Origin of the sequence: Pseudoflavonifractor sp. (genome assembly GCF_050943825.1) — a bacterium.
Classification (GTDB): domain Bacteria; phylum Bacillota; class Clostridia; order Oscillospirales; family Oscillospiraceae; genus Pseudoflavonifractor.
Window position 1 is genome coordinate 12,829 of record NZ_JBMNPX010000003.1, and the last position, 26,699, is coordinate 39,527.

The 26,699-nt window shown below is 63.8% G+C and carries 21 protein-coding genes; 13 read left to right on the top strand and 8 right to left on the bottom strand.

Going from position 1 to position 26,699, the window contains the following annotated elements:
- Positions 1–146 precede the first annotated feature (146 nt).
- Positions 147–1,343 carry a knotted carbamoyltransferase YgeW gene (gene ygeW, locus ACOX7T_RS04090; RefSeq protein ID WP_433440142.1) on the bottom strand — a complete coding sequence of 399 codons (1,197 nt, stop codon included), beginning with the start codon at positions 1,341–1,343 and terminating at the stop codon, positions 147–149.
- 239 nt (positions 1,344–1,582) lie between these two features.
- On the opposite strand from ygeW, the gene ACOX7T_RS04095 reads away from it, so the two are divergent.
- From ACOX7T_RS04095 to ACOX7T_RS04115, 5 genes are all read left to right on the top strand, one after another.
- Positions 1,583–2,215, top strand: coding sequence for a helix-turn-helix transcriptional regulator (locus ACOX7T_RS04095; RefSeq protein ID WP_433440144.1), 633 nt, complete (start codon positions 1,583–1,585; stop codon positions 2,213–2,215).
- A 49-nt stretch (positions 2,216–2,264) separates the two neighbouring features.
- Complete coding sequence (locus tag ACOX7T_RS04100; protein WP_433440146.1) at positions 2,265–3,734, top strand: pyridoxal-phosphate dependent enzyme; 1,470 nt, start codon at positions 2,265–2,267, stop codon at positions 3,732–3,734.
- 558 nt (positions 3,735–4,292) lie between these two features.
- A complete protein-coding gene (gene thrC, locus ACOX7T_RS04105; RefSeq protein WP_433440584.1) occupies positions 4,293–5,531 on the top strand; it encodes a threonine synthase in 1,239 nt (412 codons plus the stop codon).
- 43 nt (positions 5,532–5,574) lie between these two features.
- On the top strand, positions 5,575–6,969 hold the full coding sequence (gene hydA / locus ACOX7T_RS04110) for a dihydropyrimidinase (protein WP_433440148.1): 1,395 nt from the start codon (positions 5,575–5,577) through the stop codon (positions 6,967–6,969).
- Positions 6,960–7,538 carry a nucleotidyltransferase family protein gene (locus tag ACOX7T_RS04115; protein ID WP_433440150.1) on the top strand — a complete coding sequence of 193 codons (579 nt, stop codon included), beginning with the start codon at positions 6,960–6,962 and terminating at the stop codon, positions 7,536–7,538. The genes hydA and ACOX7T_RS04115 overlap by 10 nt, the downstream gene beginning before the upstream one ends.
- A gap of 74 nt (positions 7,539–7,612) precedes the next feature.
- On the opposite strand, the gene ACOX7T_RS04120 is transcribed toward ACOX7T_RS04115, so the two are convergent.
- The 6 genes from ACOX7T_RS04120 to yqeC form a co-directional block, all read right to left on the bottom strand.
- The gene (locus tag ACOX7T_RS04120; protein WP_433440152.1) at positions 7,613–8,026 is read right to left on the bottom strand and encodes an EamA family transporter; all 414 of its coding nucleotides are present in this window, start codon (positions 8,024–8,026) and stop codon (positions 7,613–7,615) included.
- 112 nt (positions 8,027–8,138) lie between these two features.
- A complete protein-coding gene (locus ACOX7T_RS04125; protein ID WP_433440154.1) occupies positions 8,139–9,452 on the bottom strand; it encodes an alpha-amylase family glycosyl hydrolase in 1,314 nt (437 codons plus the stop codon).
- A gap of 39 nt (positions 9,453–9,491) precedes the next feature.
- The gene (locus ACOX7T_RS04130) at positions 9,492–11,069 is read right to left on the bottom strand and encodes a CAP domain-containing protein (RefSeq protein ID WP_433440156.1); all 1,578 of its coding nucleotides are present in this window, start codon (positions 11,067–11,069) and stop codon (positions 9,492–9,494) included.
- Between the two features lie 25 nt (positions 11,070–11,094).
- Positions 11,095–11,850: an XdhC family protein gene (locus ACOX7T_RS04135; protein WP_433440158.1), complete on the bottom strand. Its 756-nt coding sequence runs from the start codon at positions 11,848–11,850 to the stop codon at positions 11,095–11,097.
- Positions 11,838–12,644 (bottom strand): selenium-dependent molybdenum cofactor biosynthesis protein YqeB, encoded by an 807-nt coding sequence (gene yqeB, locus ACOX7T_RS04140; protein WP_433440160.1) that lies wholly within the window; start codon positions 12,642–12,644, stop codon positions 11,838–11,840. Before yqeB ends, ACOX7T_RS04135 begins: the two co-directional genes overlap by 13 nt.
- Positions 12,645–12,697: 53 nt before the next feature.
- The gene (gene yqeC / locus ACOX7T_RS04145; RefSeq protein WP_433440162.1) at positions 12,698–13,420 is read right to left on the bottom strand and encodes a selenium cofactor biosynthesis protein YqeC; all 723 of its coding nucleotides are present in this window, start codon (positions 13,418–13,420) and stop codon (positions 12,698–12,700) included.
- 166 nt (positions 13,421–13,586) lie between these two features.
- Here yqeC and tadA point away from each other — a divergent pair, with 166 nt between their 5' ends.
- The 6 genes from tadA to ACOX7T_RS04175 all read left to right on the top strand — a co-directional run bounded on the left by tadA (position 13,587) and on the right by ACOX7T_RS04175 (position 20,811).
- A complete protein-coding gene (tadA, locus tag ACOX7T_RS04150) occupies positions 13,587–14,357 on the top strand; it encodes a tRNA adenosine(34) deaminase TadA (protein ID WP_433440164.1) in 771 nt (256 codons plus the stop codon).
- A gap of 574 nt (positions 14,358–14,931) precedes the next feature.
- Complete coding sequence (locus tag ACOX7T_RS04155) at positions 14,932–15,501, top strand: xanthine phosphoribosyltransferase (protein WP_433440166.1); 570 nt, start codon at positions 14,932–14,934, stop codon at positions 15,499–15,501.
- Positions 15,502–15,789: 288 nt separating this feature from the next.
- Positions 15,790–17,001, top strand: coding sequence for a BMP family ABC transporter substrate-binding protein (locus tag ACOX7T_RS04160; RefSeq protein ID WP_433440168.1), 1,212 nt, complete (start codon positions 15,790–15,792; stop codon positions 16,999–17,001).
- Between the two features lie 150 nt (positions 17,002–17,151).
- Positions 17,152–18,726, top strand: a complete 1,575-nt coding sequence (locus tag ACOX7T_RS04165) for an ABC transporter ATP-binding protein (RefSeq protein ID WP_433440170.1) — start codon at positions 17,152–17,154, stop codon at positions 18,724–18,726.
- Positions 18,726–19,835 carry an ABC transporter permease gene (locus ACOX7T_RS04170; protein ID WP_433440172.1) on the top strand — a complete coding sequence of 370 codons (1,110 nt, stop codon included), beginning with the start codon at positions 18,726–18,728 and terminating at the stop codon, positions 19,833–19,835. Before ACOX7T_RS04165 ends, ACOX7T_RS04170 begins: the two co-directional genes overlap by 1 nt.
- Positions 19,828–20,811: an ABC transporter permease gene (locus ACOX7T_RS04175; RefSeq protein WP_433440174.1), complete on the top strand. Its 984-nt coding sequence runs from the start codon at positions 19,828–19,830 to the stop codon at positions 20,809–20,811. The genes ACOX7T_RS04170 and ACOX7T_RS04175 overlap by 8 nt, the downstream gene beginning before the upstream one ends.
- Before the next feature lie 386 nt (positions 20,812–21,197).
- Here ACOX7T_RS04175 and ACOX7T_RS04180 read toward each other — a convergent pair whose 3' ends face one another.
- Positions 21,198–21,782, bottom strand: coding sequence for a TetR/AcrR family transcriptional regulator (locus tag ACOX7T_RS04180; protein WP_433440176.1), 585 nt, complete (start codon positions 21,780–21,782; stop codon positions 21,198–21,200).
- Positions 21,783–21,961: 179 nt separating this feature from the next.
- Here ACOX7T_RS04180 and ACOX7T_RS04185 point away from each other — a divergent pair, with 179 nt between their 5' ends.
- On the top strand, positions 21,962–22,663 hold the full coding sequence (locus tag ACOX7T_RS04185) for an ABC transporter ATP-binding protein (protein WP_433440178.1): 702 nt from the start codon (positions 21,962–21,964) through the stop codon (positions 22,661–22,663).
- Between the two features lie 37 nt (positions 22,664–22,700).
- Positions 22,701–26,684, top strand: coding sequence for an FtsX-like permease family protein (locus ACOX7T_RS04190; protein ID WP_433440180.1), 3,984 nt, complete (start codon positions 22,701–22,703; stop codon positions 26,682–26,684).
- Positions 26,685–26,699: the final 15 nt, after the last annotated feature.

The window sequence follows — 26,699 nt, forward strand, 5'->3', positions numbered from 1 at the left end:
CTGTTGGATTGTCTGCGGGTACAGACGCCCGGATATTATACCAAGTTAGTCGGTATTTTGTCAATCCACCCAGCCGGAGGAATGGGGCCTTTTTCACTGTTTTCTTCTGATTTCTGCCTGAAATACCCTGTTTTTGCCACTATATGTTACTTTCCCCGGCGGGGGCGGGCCTCCTTCTGGAAGCGCTGGAGGGTCTCCACCGGGTTCTCGCACTGGGCCAGGAGGATCATGGCGGCGATGATGTAGGGCTTGTAGCTGGCCTCCTTGTAGAGGTCGTCCCGGTAGCGGTCGAACACAGTGGCCGCCACCTCGCCCTGCTGGCAGGACACGCCGGTGATGTCGGCGGGCAGGCAGTGCATGTACAGGGCCCGGCCGCCCCGGGTGGTGGCCATGCGGCTCTCAGTGCACTCCCAGTCGGTGTGCAGGGCGTTCTGAGCCAGCAGCTCCTTCTCCAGGGCCTTGATGCCCTCGGTATCCCCCTGTCCGTACAGGTCGGTGCGCTTCTCCATGGCGGCAAAGGGCGCCCAGCTCTTGGGGTAGACAATGTCCGCGTCCCGGAAGGCCTCGTCCATGGAGTTGGTGCGGGTGAAGGAGCCGCCGGAGCGCCTGGCGTTCTCCGCCGCCAGGGCCTCCACCTCGGGCATGACCTCGTAGCCCTCGGGATGGGCCAGAACCACGTCCATGCCGAAGCGGGTCATCAGGCCGATAATGCCCTGGGGTACGCTGAGGGGCTTGCCGTAGCTGGGAGAATAGGCCCAGGTCATGGCGATCTTCTTGCCCCGCAGCTTGTCCACGCCGCCGAAGTGGTGGATGAGGTGGAGGGCGTCGGCCATACACTGGGTGGGGTGGTCGATGTCGCACTGGAGGTTGACCAGGGTGGGCCGCTGCTCCAGCACGCCGTCCCTGTGACCCTGCTCCACCGCGTCGGCCACCTCCTTCATATAGGTGTGGCCCTTGCCGATGTACATGTCGTCCCGGATGCCGATGACGTCGGCCATAAAGGAGATCATGTTGGCAGTCTCCCGGACGGTCTCGCCGTGGGCAATCTGGCTCTTGCCCTCGTCCAGGTCCTGGACCTCCAGGCCCAGCAGGTTGCAGGCCGAGGCAAAGGAGAAGCGGGTGCGGGTGGAGTTGTCCCGGAACAGAGAGATGCCCAGGCCGGAGTCAAAGAGACGGGTGGAGATGTTCCGCTCCCGCAGGTCCCGCAGGGCGTCCGCCACCGCGAATACACCCGCCAGCTCCTGGCCGGTCTTGTCCCAGGTGAGGAAGAAGTCCTTCCCGTACATGTTCTTCAGGTCCAGCATGGCCAGCTCCCGGATAATTTCATCAAACTGCGCGCTCATGGCTATGTCCTCCTTGGTTCGAAATTTCACTGGAATAAGCATAGCATCTCCCCCGCCGGAATCAACCGGTATTTTGTGAACAATTTCACCTGATTGCATCTTTTTCAGGGAGACTTACAGTTTTTTTGTTTTCGCCTTGATTTCTCTCCCCGCTGTGATATGATGGAAGAAACAGCTGTGCCGGGCGGGATTTTTTCCCTTTTTCCGGCCCACACCCTCAGAAAGGAGCCCCTTTCCCCATGCTCAGTGAAGAACGTCTCTCCCTCCTGCGCCAGATGGCCCACGGTCTGGCTGTCCAGTTCGGCCCCTCCTGCGAGGTGGTCATCCACGATTTGACCGATGACCCGGAGCACACCGTGGTCCACATCGAGAACGGCCACGTGTCCGGCCGTGCCCTGGGGGACGGCCCGTCCCATGTGGTGCTGGAGTCCCTGAAGGGCGAGCAGCAGGAGGACCACCTGGCCTACCTGACCCGCACCCCCGACGGCAAGGTGCTCAAGTCCTCCACATTGTTCATCCGGGACGCCTCCGGCAAGGCGGAGGCCATCTTCTCCATCAACTTCGACGTGTCCGCCCTTCTCACCGTGGAGCAGGCCCTGCGGCCCCTGGTCTCCCCCAGGGAGACCACCGCCAGGGAGCCCGAGCGCATCACCCGCAGCGTGTCCGACCTGCTGGACGACCTGCTGCGGGAGTCGGTGGAGCTGGTGGGCAAGCCGGTGGCCCTCATGGACCGTGAGGACAAGATCCGGGCCATCCGCTTCCTCAACGACGCGGGCGCCCTGCTCATCACCAAGTCGGGCGACAAGATCGCCACCTTCTTCGGCATCTCCAAGTACACCCTGTACAGCTACCTGGACGACAAGAACGGCTGAGTCCGTCCCGCCGTCCCCCAGAAACAGACATAAAAAAGGAGGCACCGCCATGATTGACCTGACCATCCGCCCTGAAGCGCTGGAGCGCAACCTGCGCAACGCCCGGGAAAACAACATCCTCATCCCCACCTTCCGGCAGATGAAGCACCCCGACTCCATGCCGGACAAGGTAAAGGAGGGGCTCAAGTCCGTGGGACTGTGGGACGTGAACCCCCTGAACCTGTTCCGCATCACCTGGAAGAACGAGGCCAAGGAGTACGGCGGCCTGTTCCAGCATGTGCCCAACTACGTGGAGCTGCCCCCTTCCCTCACCGGCGTGCCCTGCCGCATTGTGGCCATGGCGGGCAAGTGGTTCCCCACCGGCTGCCACAAGGTGGGCGCCTCCTTCGGCTGTCTGGCCCCCCGGCTGGTCACCGGCCAGTTCGACGTGACCCGCCACCGGGCGGTCTGGCCCTCCACCGGCAACTACTGCCGGGGCGGCGCCTTCAACTCCAAACTGCTGGGCGCCCGGGGTGTGGCCATTCTGCCCGCCGGCATGAGCCGGGAGCGGTTTGACTGGCTGGAGTCCATCGGCGCGGAGGTCATCGCCACCCCCGGCTGCGAGAGCAACGTGAAGGAGATTTTTGACAAGACCAACGAGCTGCGGCAGGACCCGGGCTGCATGATCTTCAACCAGTTTGAGGAGATGGGCAACCACCTGTGGCACTATCAGGTCACCGGCGAGGCCCTGTCCGCCCTGTTTGAGGGCATCAAGCGGCCCGGCGACCGGCTTGCCGGCGCCTGCTTCACCAGCGGCAGCGCGGGCACCATCGGCTGCGGGGACTATCTCAAGGAGGTCTACCCCGGCATGAAGCTGGCGGTGGGCGAGGCCCTCCAGTGCCCCACCATCCTGAACAACGGCTTTGGCGACCACCGCATTGAGGGCATCGGCGACAAGCACATCCCCTGGATTCACAACGTGAAGAACACCGACATGGTCATCGACATTGACGACGAGGACTCCCAGCGGCTGCTGCGGCTCTTCGCTGAGGAGGAGGGCCTGCGGTACCTGGCCGAGGAGGCCGGTGTGGACGCCGGGACCCTGGAGAAGCTGTCCTGGCTGGGCATCAGCGGCATCGCCAACGTGCTCTGCTGCGTGAAGATGGCCAGGTACTACGAGTTCACCGCCCGGGACGTGGTGGTCACCGTGCTCACCGACTCGGCGTCCATGTACGGCTCCCGGGTGGCCGAGCTGGCCGAGCAGTACGGCCCCTACGACCGCCGTGCCGCCGCCATCGACCACCACCTCCACCTGCTGGGCCTCAAGACCGACTCCATGGCCGAGCTGAACTACTACGACCGCAAGCGGGTCCACAACCTGAAGTACTACACCTGGGTGGAGCAGCAGGGCCGCACCGCCGAGGAGCTGGACGCCCTGTGGTACGGCGACGAGTGGGAGAAGGTCCACGCCCAGGTGGGCGAGCTGGATGCCCTCATCGACCAGTTCAACACCGCCTCCGGCGTACTGAATCAGCTGTGAGATAAATTGGCCTTCCCCTGGAGAAAGGTAGCCGCTTCTCGGGGACCCCGCCGAAGCCCAGCGAAGCAAAAATGGGGTCCCCGCGGAAGGCGGAACGCCTTTCGTGGGGAGAGGAGCCGCAGCGGAATGAATGAGCTTTGCCATTTATGGCGAAGCGAATGATATGAAGCTTGTGGCGACGAGGGTCTCCGACGGCCTACTTTCCAGCGAGGGAAAGTAGGCAAAGCTCGCCATGGGGCAACAGGCGCGGAGGGCCCTGTTAGGGCCAAACGCGCCCGTTTCCCCCTGGTACCCCCTTTCGGAGACGCGTCCTGCGGCGGTGGTATCCAAGCAGCCACCGTATTTGATAGTAGTTGCTTGCCGGTTCAGTGCCCTGTGTACCGGTCCCCCTCTGCCCGAGCAGCGTTACCCACCCAGACTTGAAAGTCGCTGCAACTCATTGGCGATCTCAATGCCGCACAAAGTTTTTGCGGTTTGTTCTCGTCTCTGCCCGAACACTCTTTTCGCTCTTTTTTCATAGTTTCAACTCTTTTGCAGCCGAAAGGAGTAATTTTTATGATGAAAAACGTCCGCTGTGCCAAATGCGTCCGCTGCGGCAGGGAGTACGAGGCCGTGCCCGGCCTGACCACCTGCGAGTGCGGCGGAATTCTGGATATTGAGTACAATTACGACTATATTCGCTCGGTTTTCTCCCCAAATTCCCTGGCTGACTGCACCGATTGGTCCATGTGGCGGTACCGTCCGTTTCTGCCCGTGGAGCCCGACTCTCCCCCGCCGCCCCTGCGGGTGGGCTGGTCCCCCCTGTACCGGGCCGACCGTCTGGCGCAAGCAATTGGCCTTTACAGGCTTTTCCTCAAAGACGACGGTCTCAACCCCACCGCCTCTCTGAAGGACCGGGCCTCGGCCATGGCAGTGGTCAAGGCCCGTGAGGCGGGGGCGGACACCATCGCCTGCTCCTCCACCGGCAACGCCGCCTCCTCCCTGGCGGGGAACGCGGCGGCGGCTGGCCTGGTCAGCTACATCTTTGTCCCCTCCCGTGCCCCCAGAGGCAAGGTGGCCCAGCTGCAAATCTTTGGGGCCACCGTTATCAGTGTGGACGGCAGCTATGAGGACACCTTTGCCCTGTCCAAGGCCGCCATTGAGCGCTGGGGCTGGTATAACCGCAACGCCGCCATCAACCCCTACCTGTCCGAGGGCAAAAAGACGGTGACTTTGGAAATTATGGAGCAGCTCCACTGGCAGGTGCCCGACTATGTGGCCCTGTCCGTGGGGGACGGCTGCACCATCGCCGGCGCGTGGAAGGGCTTGAAGGACCTGTATGCCGCCGGATTCATCGACCGTCTGCCCAAGCTTATCTCGGTTCAGGCCGAGGGCTGCTGCCCCCTGAACCGCTCCCTCCAGACCGGGGAGCCCTGGCAGCCCATGGAGGAGAACACCCTGGCCGACTCCATCGCCGTGGGCGTACCCCGCAACGCGGACAAAGCTCTGGCCGCCGTAAGAGAGAGCGGCGGCGTGGCGGTCAACGTGTCCGACGAGGAGATTCTGGCCGCCATGCGGCTCATCGGCCGCACCTGCGGCGTGTTTGGCGAGCCCGCCGGGGTCACCGGCACGGCGGGCGTGAAAAAGGCGGTGGAGCTGGGGCTCATCGACCCGGCGTCCACGGTGATCAGCGTGGTCACCGGCAACGGCCTGAAGGACGCGGCCAACGGTATCAAGGCCGCCGGTGAGCCCATGGTGGTGAAGCCGGACATGGCCGACCTGCTGTCCGCCTTTGAGGCGCGGAATATCCATCCCTGAACCTAAGAGATACACCGCCATGCGGCGGAACGGAGGTTTTATTATGTCTGAGCGTACATCTACCCTCATCCGTGGGGGCACCCTCATCCTGCCCCAGGGTCCCGTGGCCGCCGACCTGCGGATTGACGGGGACAAAATCACCGCCATCGGCCCCAACCTGCCCTCTGAGGGCTGCAAGGTCATCGAGGCGGCGGGCAAGCTGGTGTTCCCCGGTTTTATCGACACCCACACCCACTTTGAGATGAACAAGGGCCTGCCCAACGAGACGGCGGACGACTGGGTGTCCGGCACCAGAGCGGCTCTGGCGGGCGGCACCACCTGCGTGCTGGACTTTGCCGAGTCCCAGCGGGGCTGCTCCCTGGCCTCCGCCCTGGAGACCTGGCACGGACGTGCCGACGGCCGGGCCTCCTGCCACTACGGCTTCCACATGACCATCAAGGACTGGGACCCCCGCATCAAGGCCGAGCTGGCCGACATGACCGCCGAGGGCGTCACCTCTTACAAGATCTACCTGGCCTACGACAACCTGCGCATCACCGACGGCCAGGCTCTGGAGGTGGTGGAGGCGGTGGCCCGAGAGGGCGGCATCGTGGGCTGTCACTGCGAAAACGGCGACATGGTCACCGAGGGCATCCGTGCCCAGCGGGCGGCCGGGCACCTGACCCCGGCGGCTCATCCCATGTCCCGTCCGCCGGTGGTGGAAGCCGAGGCAGTGAACCGGTGGCTGGCCCTGTCCGAGATGGCGGGCTACCCGGTGAACGTGGTGCACCTGTCCACCCTGCGGGGTCTGGAGGTCATCCGGGCCGCCCGTGCACGGGGTCAGAAGTGCTATGTGGAGAGCTGCCCCCAATACTTCCTGTTGAATGAGGATAAATATCTACTGCCCGGATTCGAAAGTGCCAAGTTTGTGCTGTCTCCGCCCCTTCGGAAGGAGGAGGACTGCGCCGCTCTGTGGCAGGCTCTGGCCGCCGGTGAGATTGACACCATGGGCACCGACCACTGCTCTTTCAACTTCAACGGCGTGAAAACGCTGGGCCGTGAGGACTTCTCCAAGATTCCCAACGGCATGCCCGGTGTGGAGCACCGTCCCGCCCTCATGTACACTGCCGGCGTGGCCACCGGCCGCATCACCGCCGCCGACATGGCCCGGCTGCTCTCCGAGCAGCCCGCCAAGCTCTTCGGCATGTACCCTCAGAAGGGCGTGCTGGCGGTGGGCAGCGACGCCGACCTGGTCATCTGGAACCCGGAGGCCCGGTGGACCATCACCGCCGCCGAGCAGAACCAGAAGGTGGACTACACCCCCTACGAGGGCTTTGAGGCCGTGGGCCGTCCCGAGACTGTGTTCCTCTCCGGCCAGGTGGCGGCGGAGAACGGCAAGGTGGTGCTGGAGAAGGCGGGACAGTTTGTCCACAGAGGGAGCTCTCAGCTGTGGAGATAAAGGTCGCCCTTGTGCTCATGGCCTCAGGGGCCGGGCGGCGTTTCGGGGCCAACAAGCTGCTCCAGACCGTAGACGGCCTGCCCCTGGTGCGCCGGGTGATGGCCGCCTGTCCGCCTGAGCTGTTCACCCCGCCCCTGGTGGTGAGCCGCTACCCGGAAATCCTCTCCCTGGCGGAGGAGTTGGGATACACCCCCATCTTCAACAGCGGCGCGGATGAGGGCATTTCGGCCACCGTCCGGCTGGGCACTGCCGCGGCCCAGACAGCGGGCGCCGACGGGGCGCTGTTCGCCGTTGCCGACCAGCCCTGGCTCACCCGGGCAAGTGTGGAGCGGGTAATAGCCGCCTTTGCTTCCCACCCGGACACCATCCCGGCCCTGAGCTGGCAGGGGAAAAAGGGCAATCCCTGCCTCTTTCCCAGGAAATTGTTCCCGGAGCTGTCCGCCCTCACCGGGGACACCGGCGGCGGCGCGGTGATTAAAGCCCATCGGGACCGGCTGCGGCTGGTGGAGGCTCACTCCCCCGCCGAGCTGCTGGACGTGGACACCCCCGCCGACCTGGGGCAGAACTGAATTTTTCAACATTTTTTACTCCATATGTGGAAACGGGCCCCGGAGCAGCTGCTCCGGGGCCCGTTGGCTTTCTCTCAGAGAACCATAATCAGGGTGCCCGCTCCAATGAGGAGGCAGCCCAGCAGGGATTTGACGGTCAGCTTTTCGTGGAGAAAGGCGAAGGCAAAGAGGATGGTAATGACCACGCTCAGCTTGTCGATGGGCACCACCTTGGCGGCCTCCCCGATCTGAAGGGCCCGGTAGTAGCACAGCCAGGAGGCGCCGGTGGCCAGGCCGGAGAGGATGAGAAAAATCCAGCTCCGGCGGCTGATGGACACCACGCCCCCCTGGGTGTTGGTGAGGAACACCATGCCCCAGGCCATGGCCAGCACCACAACGGTGCGGATGGCGGTAGCCAGGTTGGAGTTGACGCCTTCAATGCCCACCTTGGCCAGGATGGAGGTCAAAGCGGCAAAGACCGCCGACAGCAGCGCAAACACGAACCACATAAAAATCCCCCGTTTCGCCGCATCACGCGGCACAGATTGATGATGTATCCCTGTCCTGCGGGCAGGCGGAAGGCCCCGGAGCATCTGCTCCGGGGCCTTTTTCGTGTCTTTTTTATCCCTCCAGCCGCCAGAGGAAGGCGGTGCGGGCGGGGAGAAGCTGGTTCTCGCCCAGGGTGAGCTTCTCGCCGGTCTCCAAATTGGTGGCCGGGCCGGAATAGCCTCCCAGCCGGGCGGTGTAGTCGGCATCGTCCAGGTTGACGGCGCAGAGCACCCGCTCGCCCTCGTACTGCCGCAGGAACACCAGCTGCCGGTTGGTGATGACCACGGTCTGGTAGCCGCCGCCGTTGAGGGCCTTGCTGCCCCCGCGGGCCCTGATGAGCCCGGCGATGCGGTCGGTGAGGTCGTTCCACTCCGGCTTCTCCAGGGCAGGACGGAGTGCGCTGTCGTCCCCCCTGCCCTTGGCCCCCTGGATGCCCCACTCGCTGCCGTAGTACAGGCAGGGCACGCCGGGCATGGCGAAGAGGATGGCGTAGCACAGGGGCATATCGTCGCTGCGGTGCAGGTTGCTGGCCAGACGGTTCACGTCGTGGTTGTCCGCGAAGGAGAACAGGTGGCAGCCCCGGTAGAGGGTGTACTGCCCGTCGGAGAACAGCCGGTTGAGGGAGTGGTTGATCTCAAACAGGTTCTTGTCGTTGAAGCTGGACCACAGGCCCTTGAAGCACTCGTAGTTGGTGCAGGAGTGGAGCAGGCCGTCGCCCATGATGCGGCGGTAGTCGCCGCCCAGAATCTCGCCGTAGAGGAAGAAGTCGCTCTTGAGGCTGTCGCAGAAGGAGCGCAGGCGGCCCAGGAAGTCCTGGGACAGCAGGTAGGCCACGTCCAGCCGCAGGCCGTCCACGCCGAACTCCTCCACCCACTGGCGGATGCAGGAGAACAGGTAATCCACCACCTGGGGGTTGGACAGGTTCAGCTTCACCAGCTCATAGTGTCCCTCCCAGCCCTCGTACCACAGGCCGTCGTTGTAGTTGCTGTTGCCCCCGAAGTTGATGTGGAACCAGTCCTTGTAGGGGCTGCCCTCCCGGTTCCGCAGCACGTCCTGGAAGGCCCAGAAGCCCCGGCCCACGTGGTGGAACACGCCGTCCAGCACCACCTTCATGCCCCGGCGGTGCAGGTCGTCGCACACGTCCTTGAAGTCCTGGTTGGTGCCCAGGCGGCAGTCCACGGTGAGGAAATCCCGGGTGTCGTACCCGTGCCGGTCGGACTGGAACACCGGGTTGAACACCACGGCCCCCACGCCCAGCTTTTCCAGGTGGTCCCCCCAGTCCAGCACACGCCGGATGCGGGGAACGGTGACGCCGTCGTTTTCCATGGGCGCGCCGCACATGCCCAGGGGGTAGATCTGATAAAAGGTCCGCTCATATGCCCACATATACTTGCCTTCCTCCTCTGAGGTCTGGATTTTTGGAGCTTAGAACAGTTTGACGGTATAGGTGATGGTTCCGGTGCCGCCGCTCTTGAGCTGGAGGCCGGAGATGGTCACGGTGAGAGGTACGCCGGCGCGGTACTCCAGACCGGCGGGCCGGAAGATGACCGCCGGTGCACCGCCATAGCCGCTGCCATCCAGAAGGACAAAGTCGGCGGTGGTGTCCACCTGGCTGGAGGCCTGCCCGGTCCAGGTGTGGCCGCTGCCGTCCGTGACGGTGACGGTCAGGCCCTCCCGGTTGGGCACATACACGTCGGTGCTCAGGGAGCAGCTCCAGGCCAGGTTCTTATTGAACAGCTCCATGGGGAACACACCCTCGGAGGGCCAGGTCACATAGTCCGGCCCGTTCCACTCCACATAGGTGCCGCTGGTCACCTGGGTAAGGGCACGCCGCTCCGCATAGCCCATGCCTACGGTGGTCAGGGTGGGGTCCAGCAGCCAGCGGCGGTGGCCCAGCCGGGTGATGTTGGAGGGGTCGGAGTCGTCGGCACAGTCCAGGTTGAAGTCCGCCAGGCTGCCGTACCCCGAGCCGATGTTGCTGGTGGAGGTGGCCGCATAGCCCTGCTTGTACAGGTCGTCGGCCATACCGGCGGGCTGGCTGGGGTAGTGGCTGAACTCACCGGCTGCCAGCAGCATGGCGCCCACCTGGGCGTTCTGGTTCTTCTCCTCGCTCATGGTCACCGCCTCCAGACCGGCCACGGCCCGGATATAGTTGAGCGCGTTGAGGCCGTCCTGAAGGAAGGCGTCGTTGAGCTTGCCGGCGCTGTAGGGCGCGGAGACCGAGGGCGCCTGGGCATAGGGCTCGCCCGGGTTGCCGAAGGTGGCCCGCAGCTCATTGAGCCGGGCAATCTTGGCCTGCTCGGCGGCGGTGAAGTTCTGCTCCTTCAGAATGCCGTCGCCCAGGTCCAGGCTCCGCAGGGCCAGAATCATGGCCTGCTCACGGGAGGTCTGGGCGGTGAGGGCCAGGCTGCCGTTGTCGCCGCCCTGCATTAGGCCGGCGCCCACAATGTCCACCACGCCGTCTCTGGCCCAGTCGGGCACAACGCCCTCCGCGCCCGAGTCCAGCCGCTCTTCCACGCCGGACACGGTCTGGGGCAGGTCAACGCCGCACTTCTCCATCACCCGGCTGAGCAGGGTGCAGATCTCCATGCGGGTGATGGTGCGACCGGGGGCGAACTCGGTGGCGGACACGCCGTTCATCAGCCCCATGTTCCAGGCCGCCTTCACATAGTACCTGTTGACAGCGCTGTTTATGTCGGTAAAGGGAGCCTCCGGAATATTGGGATCGTACAGGTCCACGGGCAGACCCAGCTTCTGTGCCAGGGTGACGGCCAGAACAGCAAACTCCTCACGGGTGATGTCCCCCTGCAGCTCAGAACTGAAGTAGTAAGGGATGAGCAGGCCCTCGGCCTCTGCCCGCTCCACATCGGCGGCCGCCCAGCCGGAGGGCTGGGAGAACCAGCTGTCCAGGGCTCTGGCGGGCGCTGCGCCCGCCAGACCGGCCGCCAGGCTCAGGGTGAGCGCCCCGGCCACAATCCGCGTTCCAATTTTTCCCCGTTTCATTCTCGGTTTCCTCCCTTTTTCCTGTTCAGCGGCGGAGGGCGAACTCCACCTCAATGATTCCGCCGCACACCATGCCCAGGTCGGCGGCGTTGGGCGACAGGTCATAGACCTGCCGGACGGGGATATCCTCTCCGTTCCACAGCTTCAGGGCGTCCTGCCGGGCCTTGTGCTCGGCGGCGCCGCCGCCCACGGTGCCCAGGATGGACCCGTCGGGCCGCACCAGCATCCAGGTGCCCTCCCCTCTGGGGGCGGAGCCCTTCTTGCTGACGATGGTCACCAGCACGCCGGGCTCCTCACCGGGAGGCGGGGGCGGCATGGAGCCGATGCGGGCCCGCTCGGCCACCAGCTCGGCGGCGATGGACACCGCCACCTCAGCGGGGCTCTGGCCGCCCAGCTTGATGCCGATGGGAGAGTGGACGCCGTCCAGCTGCTCCTGGGGGAAGCCCTCAGCCAGGAGGCTCTTCATCACGGCCGCCACCTTGCCCTTGCTGCCGATCATGCCCGCGTAGGCGTACTTGCCCCGCAGCACGTGGGCCAGGCAGTCCCGGTCAAAGGCGTGGCCCCGGGTGACGATGACATAGTAGTCGTCGGCACGGCTGCCCAGCTGGTCCAGGGCCTGTTCAAAGCCCATGCACAGCACCTGGCTCACCATGGGGAACCGCTCCTTGTTGGCGAATTCCTCCCGGTCATCGATGACGGTGATATCAAAGTCCAGAATAGAGGCCATGTGGGCCAGGGCCAGCGACACGTGGCCGCCGCCGCAGATAATCAGTCGTTCCATAGTCCCTTCTCCTTTCCGAAGTAAAGCAGTCCCTCCAGCACGCCGCCGCCGATGGCCCGGGCCTTGTCGGACACGGTGAAGCAGTGGCGCACCTCGCAGCGGGGGTCAATATCCCCCGACTTCATGCCCTTGCACACCTTCAGCCCGGCGGGGAGCATGCCCCGCACCACGCCGGTAATGAGGGCGTACACCGGCTGACCGTCCACCCTGGCCACCAGGTCGCCCTTCTGCACCTGGTCGCCGATGGCGGCCACAGGCTCAAAGGTGCCGTCGGCACAGGCGCGGATGATGCGCTCGGTGGTGTAGCCGCCGATGTTGCCCGGCACGCCGGTGTTGGGCACGGCGGAGCCGTCGGTGATGAGGCGGCCCAGGTCGTGGCCCCGCTGGGTCTCAATGACGCCGTGGCAGTCCACCCCGGCGGTGAAGCCAGGTCCCAGGGCCAGCACCACGGGGGCGTCGGTGATGGCGGTGCCCAGGTTCTTCTTGGCCAGGATGGCGTCCACCACCGCGAAGAAGTCCAGCTCCTTGAGAATTTTGGCCTCCGGGTCGTTGAGGACGGGGATTTCCCCCTTCTCCAGGGCGGCCAGGGCCTCCACGCCGCTGTACACCCGCCGGGCGGTGATGCCCTCCACGGTACAGACGCCGTCGTACATGCACTGGCAGAAGGCCACCGTGCGCCGCACCGCAGTGGGCTGCTCGATGTCGGTCATCACCAGGGGGAAGCCCGCCCGGTACAGCCGTACCGCAGTGCCGGTGGCCAGGTCGCCGGCGCCCTTGATCAAAATCCGTTTCACTGTCTTTCCACTCCTTTTTACCCCAAAACGCCGGGGTTCAGTCTGTTTTCAGCTTATTTAAACCAGCTCAGGCCGCCCTGCTCCTCCGGAGGATAGGCGGTGATGACGGCGGGAATGTCCCGCTGCTCCAGCAGGGCGGCAATTTCCTCCGCGCCCTTAATACGCTCGTCGGTGTCGGCCTTGTTGAGCACGCAGCGGAAGGCCATGGCCTCCTCCACGCTCTTCCGGCTGCCCCGGGGGCTGGACAGGATGGCCGCCACGTCGGCGGGGGTAATCACATGGTCCATGCCGCACTCCAGCAGGGCGCACACCCGCTCGGGCCGGTGGCAGATGTCCTCCACCGTCCGGCCCAGGCAGTCCATGCCCGACAGGGCCACAACCGCTTGGGTCTGGGCGGGAATCACCGGCTCATGGTCCGCCGGCACCTTCAGGGGCCGCACCCGGGCGCCGTCGGCCTCGGCCAGCACGATATCCGCCGCTGCCGCGCAGGCGGCCACGTCGCCGCCGGTCATCTTGCCCCTCTGGTCCAGGGCGCCCACGGTGAGGATGCCGTGCTGCTCCACCAGCCCCCGCAGGGCCGCCGGGTCGGTCTCGTGGGTCATAAAGAGGGCGGGGTGGGGCAGAATGTGGGTGGTGGTGGTCACAATCACCGTCTTTCCCGCCTCCCGGGCCTCCCGGGCCAGGGCGTACATGGTGGTGGTCTTTCCGCCGCCGCCCACCAGGGCGATGACCCGGTGGCGGTCCATGTCCAGCCCCAGTTTATCCCAAAGTCTCATATGTCTGTTTTTCTCCTTCCGGCCCGGCAGCCGCACCGCCGGGTATGCTGTATCTTACACAGCATAGCACAAATCCGCCGGATTTGCCACAGCTATCCCTTGCGCGGTATGGAGAAAATAGATAAAATAGAGAGCTGAAGCACCCCTTTGAGAGGAGCGGAGACCGATGGACCACGAGGAGTATATGCGCCAGGCCCTGGACCTGGCCCGGGAGGCCATGGAGGCCGGTGAAGTGCCGGTGGGCTGCGTGGTGGTATGGGAGGGCCGTGTGGTAGGCCGGGGCCGCAACCGCCGGGAGGAGGACAGGGACGCCCTGGCCCACGCCGAGCTCATTGCCATCCGTCAGGCCAATGAGACCCTGGTGGGCTGGCGGCTCCACAAGGCCGACCTGTACGTGACCCTGGAGCCCTGCGCCATGTGTGCCGGCGGCATTGTGAACGCCCGGATTCCCCGGGTGTGGTACGGCGCGGCAGACACCCGGTTCGGGGCCTGCGGCTCGGCGCTGGACGTGTTTTCCGCCCCGCTGAACCACCGTCCCCAGGTCACCGGCGGCATTCTGGCTGAAGAGAGCCTGGCGCTGATGCAGCAATTTTTCCAGCGGCTGCGGGAGAAGCGGAAGAAACCTGCCTCCTCCTGCTGCGGAGAGAAGAAAGGAGATTTTACCATGGAATTTCAGTATGAGGACAACCGGATTTTCCTGCCCGACGGCAAGGGCGGCGTGCTGGCGGAGATCACCTTCCCCGTGGGCGCGGACGGCCTGCCCGTCATCGACCACACCTTTGTGGACAACAGCCTGCGGGGCCAGGGTGTGGCCGGGAAGCTGATGGAGGCGGCGGTGGCCGCCCTGCGGCAGAGCGGCCGTCAGGCCCATGCCACCTGCTCCTACGCGGTGAACTGGCGGGACAAGCACCCCGAGGCCTCCGACGTGCTGCTGTAAGGGTTCAAAACAGGTTCCGGCGGGAAGATTTGATTCTTTTGTAACAATTCCACCTTATATTCTTAATATCCTGCTGGTAACATAATACCTGCAAGAGACAGCAACTTCTTTTCATTCTATCCTCCTATCCTTTTTCAGGCCGGGCCGCGGAACACCGCGGCCCGGTTCCTTTTTTCCCTGCTTGTTCCAATTGCCCCGCTCCGTTACAGGAACTTTACATAAAATCCCGGATATTTAATTCTCTTGTAACATCTTCCCCTTTCTCTGTTAACAACTGCCGGGTATTATAATACCTGCAAGAGACAGTTTCTTTTCATTTCATTGTATCCTCTTTCCTTCGGCAGGGGCCGGGCGTCAAGGAGCGGACGCCCGGCCTTTGCCGTTCTTTTTTTCTCTCTTCTGCTTTTTCCACCCGGTTTTCCCCCCTTTTCAGCCTAATTTGATGGTTCTGTGAAAATTTCTAAAAAAAGATGACAAATGTCTGTTTTTTTGATAGAATATAGGTGATTGAATTGGCGCTTCTTTTTCGCTACAATGTAGCTATCTATTTTTATCGGTAGGGAGAGCGTTACTTATGAAGCTTTTGGAAGACCGCATCCGCCAGGATGGCAAGATCCGCAGCGGCGGCGTGCTCAAGGTGGACAGCTTTCTGAACCATCAGATCGATGTGAAGCTGTACGCCGAGATCGGCAAGGAATTTCATCGTCTGTTCGGGGACTGTGGGGTCACCAAGATTTTGACCATCGAGGCATCGGGGATCGGGATCGCGTGCGTGGCCGCGCAGTTTTTTGATGTTCCCGTTATCTTCGCCAAGAAGAACAAGACCAAGAACATCGCCGGGGATGTGTACACCTCCAAGGTGGAGTCCTTCACCCACGGCAAGGTGTACGACATCATTGTGGCCAAGGAATTCCTCCACCCCGAGGACCGGGTGCTCATCATCGACGACTTCCTGGCCAACGGCAGCGCCCTCCAGGGCCTGATCAACCTGGTGAAGGACGCCGGCGCCACCGTGGTGGGCGCGGGTATCTGCATTGAGAAGGCCTTCCAGCCCGGCGGCGACCTGATCCGCTCCATGGGCGTGCGTGTGGAGTCCCTGGCCCGCATCAAGAGCATGACTGAGGACAGCATCGAGTTCTGCTGAGCTCCCGCTGTTCCCCCCATCTGAAGAACGGCTCCGGTTCGGTGCGCCGGAGCCTGTTTCCGCTGTACATAGCACCCCTGCTGCCGCAGGCGGCCCCGCCGGGCCGTGATGAGCGGATTCTTTGAGTGAGACCGTCAGGGTATTCTGCCGGCCGTACTCCGCAGGAATTACCGGCGGAGTACGGCCGGGACCCTGGCGGTCTCGTTGTCCTCCGCCGTGATTCATAGCGCTGTCCTTTAAACCATAGGAATGAGAAAGAAACCAGCAATTTTAAGGAGGAACAAAGCCATGAAGAAGAAACTGCTTGCTATGCTCCTGGCCGCGTCCATGGTGCTCGCCCTTGGTGCCTGCGGCAACGACTCCACCGGCGGAGGCTCCAACTCTCCCGCCCCCTCCGGCAGCCAGTCCGGCGGCGAGACCGCCGGTATTGCCGCCGCCGACCTGAAGGTGGGCCTGGTCATGATCGGCGAGGAGAACGACAACGGCTACAACTACAACCACATGGTGGGTATGGAGGAGGCCTTCGAGGCCTGCGGCCTGGACGAGTCCACCCAGCTGGTGGTCAAGCGCAACGTGGGCGAGGACGCCTCCTGCACCACCGCCATCCAGGAGTGCATTGAGGCCGGCTGCCAGATCATCTTCTGCAACAGCTTCGGCCACGAGCAGTTTATGGTGCCCCTGGCCCAGGAGTACCCCGACATCCAGTTCTGCCACGCCACCGGCTATCAGGCCGCCGGCACCGAGAACACCAACGACCACAACTACTTCACCAAGATCTTTGAGGCCCGCTACCTGGCCGGTATCGCCGCCGGCATGAAGGCCAAGGAGATCGGCAATCCCAAGCTGGGCTATGTGGGCGCCTACCCCTTCGCTGAGGTGGTCTCCGGCTTCACCGCCTTCTATCTGGGCGCCAAGAGCGTGTACCCCGAGGTGACCATGGAGGTCATGTACACCAACTCCTGGTCCAGCCCCACTCTGGAGGCCCAGGTGGCCCAGGCCCTCATTGACGACGGCTGCGGCGTCATCTCCCAGCACTCCGACACCACCGCCCCCGCCACCACCGCCGAGGCCAACGGCGCCTTCCAGGTTGGCTACAACGCCGACATGATCTCCGCCGCCCCCAAGGCCTCCCTGGTGTCCGCCCGCGTGGACTGGGGCGTGTACTACACCTTCGCCCTCAACTGCATGATCAACGGTGAGACCATCCCCGACGACTGGTGCCAGGGCTATGCCGACGGCGCCGTGTACCTCTCCCCCCTGAATGAGGACATCATCGCCGAGGGTACCGCCGAGGCCATCGAGGCCGCCGAGAAGAAGTTCGTGGAGGAGGACTTCCACGTGTTCTCCGGCCCCCTGAACGGCTACGCCTTTGACGCCAACACCGGCGAGAAGACTGAGGACTGGTCCCTGCCCGAGGGCGAGTTCTACGACGAGAGCGGCACCGCCTCCGCCCCCAGCTTCTGCTACATCATCGACGGCATCACCAGCATCATCCAGTAACCGGCTCCCCGGAGTCCGGCACAGTCCCTACGGAGCGGGTGGACGCTGCTTTCCCGCAGCTCCACCCGCTCTTTCCTCCGGCGGAGGAACACAACCACAGGCGGCGGACCAGGTCCCCCGCCCATACGACGCGCAAGCGAGGTGAAGGATTTGGACGCCAACACAGCTATCCGCCTGAAAGACATCACCAAAACCTTCGGCCCGGTGGTGGCCAACGACAAAATCAGCCTGGAGGTGGACCGGGGTGAGATTCTGGCCCTGCTGGGCGAGAACGGCAGCGGCAAGACCACCCTGATGAACATGCTCTCGGGCATCTACTTCCCCGACGCCGGCCAGATCTGGGTGGACGGCAAGGAGGTCACCATCCGCTCCCCCAGGGACGCCTTTGAGCTGGGCATCGGCATGATCCACCAGCACTTCAAGCTGGTGGACGTGCTCACCGCCGCCGAGAACATCGTCCTGGGCCTGGACCAGAAGGGCCGCCTGGACCGGAAAAAGGTGGCCCGTGAGGTGCGGGCCATCAGCGAGAAGTACGGCTTCGACATCGACCCCGACCAGAAGATCTACAACATGTCGGTCTCCCAGAAACAGACGGTGGAGATTGTCAAGGTGCTCTACCGGGGCGCCAACATCCTCATCCTAGATGAGCCCACCGCCGTCCTCACCCCCCAGGAGACCGAGAAGCTCTTTGCCGTGCTGCGCAACATGAAGGCCGACGGCAAGTCCATCATCATCATCACCCACAAGCTCAACGAGGTCATGGCCATCTCGGACAAGGTGGCCGTGCTCCGCAAAGGCAAGTACATCGGCACCGTCAACACCGCCGAAACCAACCCCCAGGCCCTTACCGACATGATGGTGGGCCACGCCGTCACCCTGGACATCGACCGGCCCATGGCCAAGTACCACGACCTGCGTCTGGAGGTCAAGGGCCTCAACTGCCGGGGCAGCGACGGCGTCAAGGCCCTCACCGACGTCAGCTTCACCGCCATGGGTGGCGAGATTCTGGGCATCGCCGGCGTGGCCGGCTCCGGCCAGAAGGAGCTGCTGGAGGCCATCGCAGGCCTTCAGAAGGTGGAGTCGGGCCACATCTTCTACTATCCTCCCCACCCCAAGAGCGACATCGCCGGAAACCATGTCCCCGTGGACAAGGCCGGTGAGGAGCTGGTGGGCAAGAACCCCACCCAGATTCAGAAAATCGGCGTGTCCCTGGCCTTTGTGCCCGAGGACCGGCTGGGCATGGGCCTGGTTGCCTCCATGGACATGGTGGACAACATGATGCTCAAGACCTACAAGGAGAGCAAGGGCCCCCTGGTGGACCGCAAAACCCCCAGAGCCCTGGCCGAGAAGCTGATTGAGGAGCTGGAGATTGTCACCCCCGGCGTGTCCACCCCGGTGCGCAAGCTGTCGGGCGGCAACGTGCAGAAGGTGCTGGTGGGCCGGGAGATCGCCTCCTCCCCCACTGTGCTCATGACCGCCTACCCGGTCCGGGGCCTGGATATCAACTCCTCCTACACCATCTATCGCCTGCTCAACGAGCAGAAGATGAAGGGCGTAGCGGTGCTGCTGGTGGGCGAGGACCTGGACGTGCTGCTGGAGCTGTGCGACCGGATTGTGGTGCTGTGCGGCGGACGGGTCACCGGCGTGGTGGACGCCCGCACCGCCACCAAGGACCAGGTGGGTCTGCTCATGACCCAGTCGGCTGGAAAGGAGGCTGAGGCCTGATGGCAGCTCAAGTGAAAGCGGCGGAGCACCGGGAGCCCCTGGTGCGCATCGCCAAGCGGACCGATATTTCCCGGGGCAAGTCCTGGGCCATCCGGGCCGCAGCCATTGTGCTGGCCCTGCTGCTGGGCGCCCTGATTATGCTCCTGCTGGGCCACAACCCCTTCCTGGTGTACGCCGACATGGTCCGGGGCTCCCTGGGCACCCAGATCGGCCGCCGGGAGACGGTGAAAATCGCGGTGCCCCTGCTGGGCGCCGCCGTGGCCATCGCCCCCGCCTTTATGATGAAGTTCTGGAACATCGGCGCGGAGGGCCAGATCCTGGCCGGCGGCATCGCCGCCACCTACTTCGCCCTCTTCTGGGCCGATACCCTGCCCCGTGTGCCCCTGCTCATCGTCATGTTCCTGGCCGCCGCCATCGCCGGCGCGGTGTGGGGCCTGATTCCCGCCTTCTTCAAGGCCAAGTGGGGCACCAACGAGACGTTGTTCACCCTGATGCTCAACTACATCGCCCTGGGCATTGAGCAGTACCTCCAGAACGGCCCCTGGAAGGACACCAAGGGCACCGGCTTCCCCATCATCACCCAGTTCGCCTCCAATGCCCGGCTGCCCAAGGTGCTGGGCGTCCACGCGGGCTGGATCATCGTGCTGATTTTCGTGGTGCTCATGTTCCTCTACCTGCGGTACACCAAGCAGGGCTATGAGATCGCCGTGGTGGGCGAGAGCGAGGCCACCGCCCGCTACTCCGGCATGAGTGTGCCCAAAATCGTCATGCGCACCATGTGCATCTCGGGCGCTATCGCCGGTATCGTGGGCTTCACGGTGGTGTCCGGCGCGGACTACACCCTCAACGCCAACACCGCCGGCGGCGTGGGCTTCACCGCCATCACCGTGGCCTGGCTGGCAGGCCTCAACCCCATCATCATGGTGTTCATCGCCGCCTTCCTGGCCGTCCTCACCAAGGGCTCCGGCACCATCCAGACCAATTTCAGCATCCCCGCCTCGGTGGCCGACGTGCTCACCGGCATCATCCTCTTCGCCATGCTGGGGTGCGAGTTCTTCATCCGTTACCGGCTGATTTTCCGCGGAAAGGGGGAGCACAGCAATGGATAAAGTCCTCAGCTTTGTGGTGGCCGCCGTGCTGGCGGGCACGCCCCTCCTCTTCGGCACCCTGGGCGAAATTCTCACCGAGAAGTCGGGCAACCTGAACCTGGGCGTGGAGGGCATGATGTTCATGGGCGGCGTGGCCGGCCTGGCCGGGTCCTACTACTACGAGCAGGCCGTGGCCAACCCCAACCCGGTGGTGTCCATGATCATCGCCATGGTGTGCGCCATCCTGTGCGCCGCCTTCGGCGCTCTCATTTACAGCGTGCTCACCATCACCCTCCGGGCCAACCAGAACGTGACCGGTCTGGCCCTCACCATCTTCGGCACCGGCTTTGCCAACTTCCTGGGCGAGGCCATCGGCAACACCGCCCCCAGCCGCTACATGGCCGTGGGCAATGTGACCAAGAACGCCTTCAACTCAGGCATCCCGGTGCTCCAGGACCTGCCCGTGGTGGGCAAGCTCCTCTTCTCCTACAACTTCATGGTCTACCTGGGCATCGCGGTGGCCATCGTGCTGGCCTGGTTCCTGGGCCGGAGCCGTGCGGGACTGAACCTGCGGTCCGTGGGCGAGTCCCCCGCCACCGCCGACGCCGCCGGTATCAACGTCACCGTCTACAAGTACCTGGCCACCTGCGTGGGCGGCGGCATCTGCGGTCTGGGCGGACTGTACATCGTCATGAACTCTGCCAACGGCGTGGGCGGCGTGTGGGTCCACAACTGCGTCAACGGCAAGGGCTGGATTGCCGTGGCCCTGGTCATCTTCGCCACCTGGAGCCCCGCCCGTGCCCTGCTGGGCTCCCTGGTGTTCGGCGCACTGTCCGTCATGCGGCTCTATGTGTCCCTGGGTATTCCCGCCCAGATTTACGACATCTTCCCCTATATCGCCACCGTCATCGTGCTGGTGGCCGTCAGTATGCGCCGCAAGCGCGAGAATCAGCCGCCCCAGAGCCTGGGTCTGGCCTACTTCAGAGAAGAGCGCTGAAACATTAATTTTAAAAAAGAGCGGGTCCGGACAATGTCCGGACCCGCTCTTTTCATTTTTTAGGCGGCCAGGTTGTTCGGGCAGCGACTGAAGCAAAGCGCAAAGACTTCGTGCGGCATTGAGATCGCCGATGAATTGCAGAGAGTGGCAAGTCTGGGCGGGTAACGCTGCTCGGGGACAGCAGTTACGGCACGAACCAGCTGAACCGGCAAGCAACTACTTTCAAATACAGTGGCTGCTTGAATTGCACCGCCGCCGGACGTACTCCGAAAGGGGTCCGGGGAAACGGGGGCGTTTGGCCCTAACAGGGCCCTCCGCCCCTGTGTCCCCGGCGGCTTTTGGGTACTTTTCGCCGGAGAAAAGTACCTCCCCAAAGGGAAGTCCCCTCACCGGGGCAGATTAAGCCCATCAATCCCCCGGAGAATCATGGCCTCGGACAGGGCGGCCAGCTCGTCGGGGGTCTCCTTCCGCTCCCCCTCCAGCCAGCTCTGGATGAGCCCCACCACGCCTCCCACCAGGAAGGCCAGACAGAAGGCCTGCTCCCTGGGGTTGTCAAACCGGTAGAGCCTGCCCCACTCCAGGCTGACCCGTTCCGCCACCATGGCCTTGAGCTGCTCCAGGAAGCGGGTGTCCCGGTCCCCGGCCAGCAGGGCGGCCGACACGTCCCCGTACCGCTGGAGAAACTCGAACACATCCCGCAGAATGGGCCGCAGGCCGTGCTTGAGGGCGTCGGCGGGATAGGCGTGGAGCAGGGCGCTGAACTCCTGGAACATCTCATTCTCCAGCTGCTCCACCATGTCGAAAATGTCCTTGTAGTGGCCGTAAAAGGTGCCACGGTTCACGTCGGCCAGCCGGGTCAGCTCGGTGACCGAAATCTCGTTCACCGGCTTGGTTTTCAGCAGCTCGGTCAGCGCCGCGCGCAGCATGGCCTTGGTGCGCCTTACCCGGCGGTCCCCCTGTTCCTCTGCCATAGCGGTTCCTCCTTCAACAGCTTTTGTTCATCTGTACAATAATCAACACTTGAGTGCAAACCTGTCTCATTTCGTACGGCACAGGGCCTAACTGCCCATTGCAACGAACCTTAAATCCAATATAATATAATTAAGTTGATAAATCAACACCTGTTTAATAACACACAGAGGTGGAAACCATGGCATACATTTCCCTGGAACACGTAGTCAAGCGGTACCAGATGGGCGAGGTAGTCATCACCGCCGTGCGGGACATCTCCTTTGAGATTGAAAAGGGCGAGTTCTGTATCATCGTGGGGCCCTCCGGTGCCGGAAAAACCACAGTACTGAACATTCTGGGCGGCATGGACGAGTGCGACGAGGGCACCATCCTGGTGGACGGACAGAAGGTGTCCGATTACAGCCAGAAGGAGCTGACCACCTACCGCCGTTACGACATCGGCTTTGTGTTCCAGTTCTACAACCTGGTGCAGAACCTGACCGCCCTGGAGAACGTGGAGCTGGCGGCCCAGATCTGCCGGGAGCCCCTGGACGCGGCGGACGTGCTGCGACATGTGGGCCTGTCTGAGCGGATGGACAACTTCCCCGGCCAGCTCTCGGGCGGCGAGCAGCAGCGGGTGGCCATCGCCCGCGCCCTGGCCAAGAACCCCAAGCTGCTGCTGTGCGACGAGCCCACCGGCGCATTGGACTATGTCACCGGCAAGCAGATTCTCAAGCTGCTCCAGGACACCTGCCGCAAGCAGGGCATGACCGTAGTGGTCATCACCCACAACACCGCCCTCACCCCCATGGCCGACCGGGTTATCCACATCAAGAACGGTACCGTGGCCGCCATTGAGCGCACCGATCACCCCACGCCCGTGGAGGAAATCGAGTGGTAATCCGGCCTGAGCGCCCCGAAAAGGAGGGGATTCCCCCATGAGACCCAAGCACAACCGCCTGATCACCGACGCGCTGCGGGAGATAAGCAAGACCAAGAGCCGCTTCCTCTCCCTGCTGCTGCTGTCCGCTCTGGCGGTGGCCTTTCTCTCCGGCCTGCGCACCACCGCCCCGGTGATGGAGCGCACCGCCGACGGATATTACGACCATCACAACCTGATGGACATCCACGTGCTGTCCACCCTGGGCCTGACCGACGACGACATCGACTACCTCTCCTCCCTGGAGGACATCTCCGCCGCCGAGGGGTGCTACACCGCCGACGGCATTGTCCACCTGGAGAGCAACGACCTGGTGGTCAAGCTGGTGTCATTGTCGGAGCAGGGTATCAATTCTCCCGCGCTGCTGGAGGGCCGCATGCCCGAGGCGGATGACGAGTGCCTGGTGGAGCCCCTGCTGCTGGAGCAGTCCGGGCTGTCCATCGGGGACAAAATTTCCTTTGACACCGGCACCGGCGACTATGAGGACGCCCTGGCAGTGGAAGAGTTCACCATCGTGGGCACCGCCAACTCCCCCCTCTATCTGTCCACCGACCGGGGCACCTCCTCCCTGGGCACCGGCAGGGTCAACGGCTTTGTGCTGCTGCCCGCGGGGGCCTTTGCCATGGAGACCTACACCGACGCCTACCTGACCGTGTCCTGGGCAAAAGACCTGTACTGCTACGACGACGCGTACAGCGACCGGATGGACGCCCTGCTGGATGCCCTGGAGCCGCTGGGGGATGAGCGGGCCGCCCTGCGGTACGACGAGGTCATCGACGAGGCCAACAAGGAACTGGACGACGCCCAGAAGGAGTTTGACGACGCGGAGGCCGAGGCCAACCAGGAACTTGCCGACGCCCGGCAGGAGCTGGACGACGGCTGGCAGGAGTACTACGACGGTCTGGCCACCTACGAGGAGGAGTCGGCGGACGCCTGGCAGCAGATTGCCGACGCGGAGGCCGATCTGCCCGAGGCCCTGAAGGAGCTGGAGGACGGCGAGAAGGAGTATGCCGATGGCGTGCAGAAGATGGCCGACGGCAAGGCCGAGTACTGGGACGGCGTCAAGGAGTGGCAGGACGGCAAGGCCGAGTACGACCAGGGCTATCAGGACCTGGTGGACGGCGAAGCCGAGTACGATAAGAACTACAAGACCCTCTCCGACGCACAGCAGGAGTACGACGAGGGCTGGCAGGAGTACCAGGACGGTCTGGTGGCCCTGGAGGACGGCGGCGGGCAGCTGATGGCCGCTGAGGCCGAACTGGAAAAGGCCAAGGCCCAGCTGGATTCGGGCGCCGCCCAGCTCTCCGCCGGATACGACCAGCTGGCGGCGGGCAAGGCCGCCCTGTCCAAGGCAAAGGAGGATTTGAACACCCAGCTGGGCACTCTGGCCCAGGTGCTGCCCATGTTCAGTCCGGGCACCGCCCTCACCAGCGCCGAGGCCATTCTGAACCCTGAGACCCCCTGGACCGCGGCCGACGGCAAGGCCATTGTCACCCTGCTGAACATGGCGGGGGGCAGCGGCGCCCTCACCGGCCAGTTCCAGGACATGGTGGACCAGGGGCTCATGACCCAGGAGCAGGCCGACGGCCTGATTGCCCAGCTGGACGCCGCTCTGGCGGCGGCCGCGGGCGGCACGGACGGAGAGGGCAACCCGGTGGAACCCAATCCGGAGCCTTTGAAGGCCTTTTTCAGCCAGAGCATTCCCGGGCTCTTTGCCGCCGGCGAGGCCCAGATTGCGGAAGGTGAGTCCCAGCTCTCCGCCGCCTCCGCCCAGCTTGCCGAAGGGCGTGCCCAGTATGCCGAGGGCAAAAAGGCGGTGGACGAGGCCCGGGCCGAGTTTGAGGATGGCGTGAAGCAGTCCCAGGAGGCGGAGCAGACCCTGTTTGAGGCCCGGGTGGAGCTGGAGGACGGCTGGAAGCAGCTTGCCGACGGCCGCAAGGAGCTGGACGATGGCTGGCGGGAGATTGCCGACGCCCAAAAGGAGCTGGAGGATGGCTGGGCCGAGCTGGAGGACGCCAGGCAGGAGATTCTGGACGGCGAACAGGAGCTTGTGGACGCCCGCGCCGAGCTGGACGACGGCTGGCAGCAGTACTATGACGGCGTGGCCGACCTGGCCGAGGCCAAGGCCACCCTGCCCGGCGAGCTGGCGGACGCCAGGAAAGAGCTGGACGACGGCTATCAGGAGCTGCTGGACGGCGAGCAGGAGTACGCCGACGGCAAGGCTGAGGCGGACAAAGAGCTGTCCGACGCCCGGCAGAAGCTCAACGACGCCCGCCGTGAGGTGGCCGAGATTGAGGACTGCCAGTGGTACATCCTGGGCCGGAACACCAACGTGGGCTATGTGTCCTATCAGCAGGACGCGGAGCGCATGGGCAACCTGGCCAGCGTGTTCCCCCTGATTTTCTTCCTGGTGGCGGCGCTGGTGTGCCTGACCACCATGACCCGCATGGTGGAGGACCAGCGGGTGGAGATCGGCGGCCTGAAGGCCCTGGGCTACAGCCGCAGCGCCATCGCACTGAAGTACGTGGGGTACGGCTTCCTGTCCTCCTTCCTGGGCGGTATTCTGGGCCTGGCCCTGGGCGTGACCATCATCCCCACCATCATCTTCAACGCCTGGAAGGTGCTCTACACCGTGGGCGACATGAATCTCTTCCTGCTGCCCGAGGTGGCGCTGTTCTCGGTGGGCGCGGCGGTGCTGTGCGTCACCGGTACGGCCTTTGCCACCTGCTTTGCCGCCCTCACCGCCGTGCCCGCCCAGCTCATGCGGCCCAAGAGCCCCAAGCCCGGCCGCCGGGTGCTGCTGGAGCGGATTCGCCCGGTGTGGAAGCACATGTCCTTCACCTGGAAGGTGACCATGCGCAACCTGTTCCGGTACAAGAAGCGGTTCTGGATGACGGTCATCGGCATCGGCGGCTGTACCGCCCTGATTATCACCGGCTTTGGCATCCGCAACTCCCTGTACGACGTGTTTGACAAGCAGTACGACGAGATTACCCCCTACAGCGCTCAGGTCAGCCTGATGGACAACATCACCGAAGACGAGCTGACCGAGATCGCCGCCGTGCTGGACGGCAGCGAGCTGGTGTCCGAGTGGATGTCCGTGTCCAACCAGCCCGTCACCGCCGAGAGCGACAGCCGCAGCCTGGACAGCAACGTGTACCTGTTCACCGTGGCCGATGAGGAGCAGTTCAGCCGCTTTGTCCACCTGCGCCACCGGCAGGACAATGCCGAAGTGAGCCTGTCCCAGGACGGCGCGGTGATCACCGAAAAGCTGGCCGATATGCTGGACGTGGGTGTGGGCGACACCATCACCCTGGTGGACGGCGACAACCGCCGGGCGGAGGTCACCATCACCGACCTGACGGAAAACTATGTGTTCCACTACATCTACATCACCGAGGAATGCTACGAGTCCCTCTTCGGCCAGGTCTCCGAAATCAACAGCCTGATGGTCACCTACACCGAGGACACCGAGGAAAACTCCGACGCGGTGGCCGAGCAGCTCATCCCCCTGTCCGGCGTGTCGTCGGTCAGCCGCATTGAGAGCACCAAGAACACCTTCATCGAAGGCATGAAGGGCGTGGACTACGCCGTGGTGGTCATCACCGTGTCAGCCGCCGCTCTGGCCTTTGTGGTGCTCTTCAACCTGACCAACATCAACATCACCGAGCGTATGCGGGAGCTGGCCACCCTCAAGGTGCTGGGCTTCTACACCGGCGAGCTCAACGCCTACATCTACCGGGAAAACATCTTCCTCACCATCTTTGGCATCCTGCTGGGCCTGGTGCTGGGCAAGTTCCTCCACCAGTGGCTGATTCTCACGGTGGAAATCGACATGGTCATGTTCGGCCGGGAGGCGGGCGTGATGAGTTATGTGTACGCCGCAGTCCTCACCGCCCTGTTCTCCTTCCTGGTCAACGTGATCTCCCGGAAGAAGCTGAAAAAAATCGACATGGTGGAGTCCCTCAAGACAGTGGACTAAAAAGATACCCTCCAA